Raw genomic sequence first — 8,630 nt, 5'->3', positions numbered from 1 at the left:
AACCGCCCTTTCCGCCAATAAGATTATGACTCAGAAGTTGGCGGTCATACAGCAGGTCATGGTTCCTGGAGACGCTGGTCACTGTTGGAAGTACCTCAGTGACCCGCGTCTCATTTCCGAGTGGTTCGCCGACACTGATCAAATCAGATTGAAGGAGCCTGTGCAATTCGCTTTTGGAGACGGGGACTACTTCGCTGGCACGACACTGGAGCTCGAAGAACCCACCTTCATTCGACTTGTATGGAAATTCATGGGTTTAGGAGGACAGAGCGACATTTCCCTGTTCCTCTGTCCTCTCGAAGACAAGACCGAAGTCACAGTGTTGGACCGTGGAGAATACACGCCACGGGCAGCAAAAGAATTGCGCGAGGGTTGGCGCGACTTTCTCTCGCGGCTTGAGCGGAGGATAACAACTGGCGAAAACAGTCGATACCGATGGAGCCCGGATATCTGCATTGGGGCCGTGGTGCAGTGCGACAAGCTCTTAATAGTTCGCACCTTGCGAGACATTTCTTGGTGGCGTGATGCGTTTCCGCACTCTAATCCAGTGCTTCTAATGCCCGGCCGTGATGATGAGCCAGTTCAGGCCATCTTCCAAGAGGCTGAGTGGTCTGGTCAGCAGACAGAAGCTACAGTCGAGATCGTGGCAAGGCGTGATGGACTGGGCATCTCAGTGATGCACGCCGGCTGGGCAGATCTGCCTCTGGATATCCAGCTTGACGCGCGACGACGGGTGGCAGCCCTTTGGCAACACGCACTCCTCAAATTGGAGCATCGATTTGGGGTCAATGGCAAATGTCATTCAACGAGCAGCGAAGACCCCAATAGGAATTCTAGTGTGCCGGCCGTTTCGACGACGACTGTGGGCTGCTAACCTGATAGCCAGCGCCATCGCGCTGGGAACTGTACTCCAGCATAGATTTCGGGCTGATCGCATGTTCTTTCTTGCCGGTTTGTTATATGTGGCGGCGGTAGGTGTATCTGGATTGACTCGGTCTGGCACGATGCTTCTTGCAAATACGCAATCATGAATACCCGAACAAAGCTCTCCCTCATCGTTTTCGCTACCACGCTTGTGATCTTGTGGATGAGTGTTCCGCGTCTTCAGGGACAAGCCTCGTACGCACTTAGAATGATCGTCAGCGACGCGAGCGGGGGTGGGGACGCCACCATTGCGCCCGACGGCAGATCGTTTGTGACAAGTCTATTTCGCAATGGGAATTGGCAACTTTGGATCTATGAAATCGAGGCAGGTCGCTGGCGCCAGCTCACCAGTGATTCGAGCGACAACTTTGAGGGAGACTGGTCACCTGATGGCAAGCGAATAGTCTTCACCTCCACTCGGACCGGAAATAATAATGTCTTTCTTATAAGCTTGGACAGCGGCGAAATAAAACAAATCACTCATAGCTCCGATGAAGCCGAATACCCAAAGTTCTCTCCGGATGGGCACCACATCGTCTACACGGAAGGGAAATGGAATGAGCGACGGTTTTACATAGCCAATCTGGAGGATGGGAGCAGCCAGCCAATCACTGAAAAACCTGGCAAGGCGGGCGCATGCTCATTTCATCCACAAGGGGTGCTCTTGGTATGTCACTCCTACGATTCGGGCACGGGACACCTTTTATTGCAATCGATCTCTGGGAGAGCGGCACCGCTCGAACTGACACACGGCGATGTCTGGGATTATAAGCCGACCGTTTCAGCAGATGGTCAATGGGTAGCATTCTCGCGGAGCTTGGATGGCCCTTCGAGGATCTGGGTCATGCCCTTCCCGGCTGGAGACCCAGTTCCGTTAAACCCAGTGAACTATGACAACGATGACCGTTGGCCGACGTGGAGCCACGCGGGAGACAGGCTTTTGTTTCATCGTTTGTCGGAGCGTGGATTGGCCGTCAAGATTCTCGATCGCAAAACGGGTGCGGTTACAACCGTAGTCGCCAGTGATGAATCGCCTGGGCAGGCAAGTTTTGATCCCTCGAGCACTCATATCGTCTATGGCGCCGTTGAAGGAACAAAGCAAGTACTCCGAATCAGGTCTCTTGAAGACAAGACAGTTCGAACCATTCCGCTCGGAGTAGCGGCAGCATTTCCGAGATGGTCACCAAGCGGAAAGGATATTGCGTTCACCTGCTGGAATGGTGAACGTTGGGATATCTGCACTATACGCCCCGATGGAACGGGCTTCAGGAATTGGACGGAGCAGATGCATGGTTGGCGAGACGTGCGCGATCCAATCGATTGGTCGCCGGATGGCGCCAAAATAGTGTTTCATGCATCAACGCAGCCGTACGCAGCCAATCTGTACGTCTTAGACCTGCACGATGGAAGCATTCGCAACTTGACTAACGACTCCTGGTTCAGCCAGGGGCCCTCGTGGTCCCCTGACGGCAACTCTATTCTTTTTATGTCTACGCGCGGAGGCAATTGGACGTGGGGCTTTTTCAAGTTGTCACTACAGAACGGCACGTACTCGACTTTCGCTGGCCCGGATTACACGCAACGGAATTTTCCGCGCGCAAATCGCCGAGGTGACATTGTGTCGAGTATGTACGCTAAAGATGGGATAGAGTACATCGCGGAAAGCCTTGCGGGAGGCGACCCTACTGTCTCGAGCGCAGCCGGACCCTGGGCGCGATGGCCTTCGTATTCGAACAATGGGCGGCTGATCGTTTATACGCAAATAGAGCATAAGGTAGAGTATTGGGTCGCGGAGAACTTGACGGGACCGGGCTCACCGCTGCAACGCCCGAAGATTTCACATGTTAGCAGCGGCAATTCCAAGCTCGACGAGCCAGCGCTGGAAAATACGACATCGACCCCTTCCGGAGGATCGAGCCCCGTAGACGTGTTCCACAGGTGAGTGCGCTAACTCCCGGGCCGGTCGGTCCAACCACAGCTCAAGATTTATGATCCTCAGAGTGATCTGGCGGTGCTTAGAACTGACGTTGCACGGATGCCGTGAACTCGTTTGCCTGCCGTTCGACCTGCAGCTGTATCGCAAAGGAGAGGCTTCGATAGCACTTGGTAAGTCGCTGGCATCGCTGTTGGAGCGGCTCGGTCCGACCTTTGTTAAACTCGCGCAGGTGCTAAGCTCTCGCCCGGACGTATTTTCGCCTGCCGTGACAGGGCCTTTAAGTCGATTGTGCGAACATGTAAGGCCGATTCCAAGAGGCCAGATCGCCGGCCTCCTCTCGGCTGGTCTTGGAGTTCCTCCTAGTCGCATCTTTCGTGATTTCGAGTGGTCTCCTATAGCCTGCGGCAGCATTTCACAGGTCCATAGAGCACACTTAAGAGACGGGCAGGTTGTGGCCGTAAAGATCCGTCGACCAAATGCAGTCCCGTTGATTCGAGCAGACCTTCTCCTGCTTCGCTGGCTTGCCGCTTGCTTTCAGCATTCTTTCACTTTACGGGGAATACCATTGTTGTTGATCATCAATGAGTTTGGCCGGATTCTTCAGGACCAGCTCGACTTTCGAATGGAAGCCTCCAACATGCGACGTTTTCGCTCCATTCTCGGGCACCTGCCGGACGTCGTCGTTCCTCGTGTTTACGACGAATGGTCTTCCGAGTCGGTTCTGATCATGGAGTACATGTGCAATTTCAATAGAATAGGTGACCTCCGACTGTCAGAAGAGAAAAGGCATCAGGCAGCACGATCGTGTGTGAATGTTCTTTACACTATGGCGTTCGAACATGGCTTTGTCCACACTGATCTGCATCCCGGCAACCTGTTTTTCAGATCAAACGGGGAGATCGTCCTGGTTGATTTTGGCATGGTAACTGAATTTGAGGGCTCGGATCTAAGATCATTTGCACACTTTTTCTTCGGTATGGTCACTAACCAAGGTCAGCAGTGTGCTCAAGTGATCTACGACAGCGCTCTTTCCCGAGCGCCCACGTTTGATCTCGCCCGTTTCGAAGCTGATATGCGGGAGATGATATCGCGATACGCCTCGCAGCGTGCAGGAGAATTTGAAGTTTCACGATTCGCCTGCGAATTGTTCCAGATACAGCGGCGACATGGACTGTGCGGTTCCCCTAAATTCGTCAGTGTAATTCTAGCGTTCGTTGTACTGGAAGGCATCGTAAAGCAGTTGTATCCTCCGCTGAATTTCATGTCACAGGCTCGTACCTTTATACCCCGCGTCATCAGCAATATGCGGATCACTGGGGACGCCCGACCTAACCGTGACGCCGCCTTTTCGAAAACAATTAGCAATCACAGAGAAGCGAGCATTCGGTCGGTCTAAGTAGGCTGATCCTACCGAGCAGCTTGTCGGCACGACCACGATCGATGACGTGCAGCTCGCACCGGCACAAACGGAAATAATGGTGAGTCCAACGAACCCGCGCTTGAGTGGGACAAATCGCCGAGACTGGTGCTTACCTGCATGACGGCATTTTGCCGACTCTCGACGTGATATACTCCCGCGGCTATGGCTACAGACAAAGCAGGCTTGGAGCAACAGGGGAGCAGCGAACCTTCGCTTCTGGAAACGTTCTTGCGGGACATCGGCTATAGCTTTCGCGTGTACCGCAAGAGCCCTGGTTTTACCATCGTCGCCATCCTGATGTTGGCGCTGGGGATTGGCGTAAACACCGCAGTTTATTCCCTCACCTATCAAATCCTGCTTCGAAGCTTGCCCGTTGACCGGCCGCAAGAGTTGGTCATCTTACATTCCACCGGCCCCAATCCGGGATTTTCCTTGAGCCAGGGAGACGTGGGCGGCGCGTTTTCCTATCCGACTTACACCGCACTGCGCAACCAGACCCAGATCTTCTCTGCGCTGATCGCCAGATATGCTTCCCCAATCACCGTTGCGGGGGACGGCTTCAGTGAGCGGGCGAACGGGGAAGTAGTTTCGGGAAACTACTTTACGTCACTGGGAGTGCCGCCGGCGTTAGGCCGCACGCTGCTGCCTCAGGACGAGGGTGCAGCCGGGTCGAATCCATGGGCCGTGCTGAGCTATAGTTACTGGACCCGTCGCTTCGGCAAGAACCCCGATGTGCTCAACAAGCAGATCAAGGTGAACGGCGCGCCGGTTACCATCATCGGCGTCAGCCGGCGGGGCTTTACCGGGGTGCAGGTCGGACAGTCAACGGACGTCTTTGTCAATCTCACCATGCAGGCGTCTTTCATGCGCTTTCCTGCTTTGAACGATCCCAGCACGTGCTTTCTCGCGGTGATGGGACGGCTCAAGCCCGGGATGTCTGCCGACACGGCGCAAAACGGCGCTCAGACCGTTTATCACCCGATCATCGAAGCGCAAGCTGCGCAGCTCAAGATGTCACCCAACACCCGGCAGCGGTTCATGAAGAAAGAGCTGGTCTTCATTCCCGGCGTCCACGGCCGCTCCGTCCTTCAGAAAACTACAAGGCAGCCTTTGCAGTTGTTGACGTTGATTGCCAGCGCCATTTTGTTGCTGGCCTGCGCCAATCTTGCCGGCCTGCTGATTGCGCGGGGCGAAGGACGGCAACACGAGATCTCCGTGCGTCAGTCGCTGGGCGCCCGCCGCGGACGTCTCATCCAGCAGCTCTTCACGGAAACCTTACTGTTGGCATTTGCCGGCGGGATTGCCGGCTTGCTGTTGGCCCAGCTCACCCTTTGGGTGCTGGGAACCTCCTTGATCGAGTATCTTGGCGCGACCGACCTGCAAACGTATCTGAGCGGACCGGTGCTGGGGTTCAGTTGCGGGCTCTCCTTTTTGGCCGCGATTCTCATCGGATTCATTCCGGCATTACGCGTCATTGGCAAAAACCCGCAAGCCTCCTTGAAGAATCGGGCCCTCGCCGGCGCATCGCCCAACGTCAGTTTCCGAAAAGGGCTGCTGGCTTTCGAGGTGGCTGCGACCACGATCCTATTGGCTGTGGCAGCTTCGTTCATTCAAAGCCTGTCCAACCTGCGGCATGTTGACTTGGGTTTGGATGTCAACTCCGTGTTTCAGTTTACAATCGCCCCTGGCCTTAGTGGATATTCGCCGGCTCAAACTGCGTCCTTCTTCGAGCGGGTGAAGACCGCCGCAGGCTCCCTGCCCGGAGTCACTTCCGTCTCCCTGGGCGAAGTTACTCTATTCAGTGGGGAGGACAATAGAAGCAAGATCACTCCAGAAGGCTATACCCCGCAGGGAAACGAAAATAACACCGTTTCTGAAAACTGGGTTGGTTCAAACTACTTCAAAACTCTGGGTATTAGCCTGATCAGCGGGCGCGACTTCACGGACGCGGACACAGCCACCGGCCCCCCGGTCGCCATCGTGAACGAGAAGTTGGCCCAGCAGTTCTTCAATGGCAACGCCTTGGGCCGGCATTTTTCTCTCAGCATTATGGGGATGCCGGGCAATATCGAGATCGTGGGAGTGGTCAGGAACAGCCAGCACGCGGAAGTGCGCGGCGAAATGATGCCCCTCGCTTACTTCCCCTATCGGGAGGATCCAACCCTCTTTCAATCCACGTTCTATGTTCGCGCGGCTCACAACCCGGAAGCGCTCGCTCCGGAGTTGCGGCGCTCGATCACGTCTCTGGATGCGAATTTGCCTATCTATGACGTTAGACCGCTGGCGGAAGCGATCAGCCAGATCCTGTTCGCAGACCGCATGTTGGCCTTCATCTCCTTGTGCTTCGGCCTGCTGGCTGCGCTGCTGATGTCGGTGGGATTGTACGGAGTTATGGCCTACGTGGTGACACGACGCACGCGGGAAATCGGCGTCCGTGTCGCTCTCGGGGCGCAGCGACAGACCATCGCCTGGCTGATTCTGCGCGAGCAAATTTACCTGACGCTGGTCGGTCTGGCGATTGGACTTGGGGTGACCTTTTTCGCCGGCCGTCTGATCCAGTCGCTCTTGTTCGGCATCAAGGCCACCAATCCCCTCATCCTGGTCGCCGCAGCACTGACGATCGTGATCGTGTCGCTTGCGGCCGGATCTCTTCCTGCGCACCGCGCCACGCGACTGAACCCGGTGACGGCGTTACATACCGAATAGGTTGGGTCGGAAGTCGTATTGCGGAAACCAAGCTGGAAAGCCGTCTCTCCCCAGCCACACGAAGTTGACTGAGAATGTGTCTCTACTTGGTTTTCATTTACCAAGCGGCTATCTCAAAAGATGCAGGCCAGTGGTTTGCCTTTAGCTTGTCCGCGGGCAGATGGGTGTTCCTAAGCCCGCTGGAAGAACTCCTCCCGTGCGTACTTTTCTACTTAGCATTGGACTTAATCTACGTTCAGGCTTTGACGGTTGTGTATCTTATCTATATGTCTATATGGGCCCGGGCTTTCGACATTCGTCTACGCCCTGGTGGCGCCGACGGTGATGTCCACTTGGCACCGCAACCGGAGTTCGTCACAGAGATCATGCACTCACCCCGACCCTCCCCGAGTACAGGGGAGGGGACCAGACAGCGAGCGCAACGTTGGGAGTGCACTCCCATGACCACGCGATCATTCACTCTTGCTCGGGAAACGTTCTTGAATCCACGCTTGCCAGAGCGGTGTCTCGCGGGCGACGGTCCCGGCCGCCTGATCGCCATAGAGGTAGAAGCTTAGCGTGACCATCGCGCCGCCGAAGTTGACGGCGCCAAGGGCGGCGACGCCCGGCCCCGGCTTGTCGAGCCGCAGCAGGGCGTTGCACGGTTTCTGGCTGACGTGCTCCACCACGCCGCTGAGCGCCGGGACGCCCGCCGGGGCGGTCCAACGCTGCCCGGCGCTCACGCCTTTCAGCCCCAATGCCGCGGTCAGCGTTTCCCAGGCCTCCGCTTCGGTTCCCGCGGCGGGGGCCATCCACTGCATCATCGCGGAGCGTTGGCCGCGGAAGTGCGTGAGATAGATCCGCAGGATGCGGAAGAAGCCAGGCCAGCCGGATTCGGTGCCTTCCAGTTGTTTGTCCCAGTCGTCCGTGCTGGCGACGAGGCTATGCATCACGCGGACGACGCAGATGCCTCCCCCGCGCGCTTCGACGCTCCACTCGTCCGCGATGGGCGGCGAGCCAGGTGCCCAGCCATCGGCCTCGGCGGCAAACATCCGTGGCGGATCCCAGACCGTCACGGGGGAACGGGACTCCATGCCTGGGCCGAAGTTCAACTTCACCGCAACGGGCTTCCCGTCGCGCTCCTCGAACTCAGCCGGCACGAACCAGGACGAAATACCCGGCCCGGTGGCGATGGCCTGCCAAACTTCCTCCGGCGTACCGGGGACCTCGACTTCGACCTGGACTGAACGGCGTCCGGAGGCTTCTTTCTTCACGCTCATGATGGCTCCTTGGGATCGGATTTCTGCGGCAGAGGGTGCGCCACGACTACCAGGCTATGCGCGCTGCCGCCGGGGGCGGATTCATCGTGGTACTTCGAAACCAGTTTCGTGAGGGCCTTGGTGAGTTCGTCGCTGAAAGACGCACCAACCGGTGCGCCTCCAGCGCGCAGGAGATCGTACTATTGACAACTTTTGTTGTCAAGAATGGTTCAAGGCTTCTTCTTACGAATTTGCAGAGTCGATGCAATCAGTGTCGGCGAACCACTCGGAAATGAGACGCGGGTCACTGAGGTACTTCCAACAGTGACCAGCGTCTCCAGGAACCATGACCTGCTGTATGACCGCCAACTTCTGAGTCATAATCTTATTGGCGGAAAGGGCGGTT

5 protein-coding genes are annotated in these 8,630 nt (G+C 56.5%); 4 read left to right on the top strand and 1 reads right to left on the bottom strand.

All coding sequences use genetic code 11. From position 1 onward, the window contains the following. The 4 genes from LAO20_22965 to LAO20_22950 form a co-directional block, all read left to right on the top strand. On the top strand, positions 1 to 874 hold an 874-nt coding region (locus LAO20_22965; GenBank protein ID MBZ5534297.1), incomplete at its 5' end, for an SRPBCC domain-containing protein. Positions 875 to 1,027: 153 nt separating this feature from the next. Continuing rightward, positions 1,028 to 2,866 (top strand): DPP IV N-terminal domain-containing protein, encoded by a 1,839-nt coding sequence (locus tag LAO20_22960; protein MBZ5534296.1) that lies wholly within the window; start codon positions 1,028 to 1,030, stop codon positions 2,864 to 2,866. Positions 2,867 to 2,912: 46 nt separating this feature from the next. Next, positions 2,913 to 4,256 (top strand): phosphotransferase, encoded by a 1,344-nt coding sequence (locus LAO20_22955; protein MBZ5534295.1) that lies wholly within the window; start codon positions 2,913 to 2,915, stop codon positions 4,254 to 4,256. A gap of 186 nt (positions 4,257 to 4,442) precedes the next feature. Then, positions 4,443 to 6,986 carry an ABC transporter permease gene (locus LAO20_22950; GenBank protein ID MBZ5534294.1) on the top strand — a complete coding sequence of 848 codons (2,544 nt, stop codon included), beginning with the start codon at positions 4,443 to 4,445 and terminating at the stop codon, positions 6,984 to 6,986. Between the two features lie 452 nt (positions 6,987 to 7,438). Here the strand turns inward: LAO20_22950 and LAO20_22945 are convergent, their stop codons facing one another. After that, a complete protein-coding gene (locus LAO20_22945) occupies positions 7,439 to 8,245 on the bottom strand; it encodes an SRPBCC domain-containing protein (protein ID MBZ5534293.1) in 807 nt (268 codons plus the stop codon). Between the last annotated feature and the right edge of the window lie 385 nt (positions 8,246 to 8,630).

Source organism: Terriglobia bacterium (assembly GCA_020072815.1).
Lineage (GTDB): Bacteria > Acidobacteriota > Terriglobia > Terriglobales > Acidobacteriaceae > Angelobacter.
This window is presented reverse-complemented; position numbering and strand designations above follow the sequence as displayed.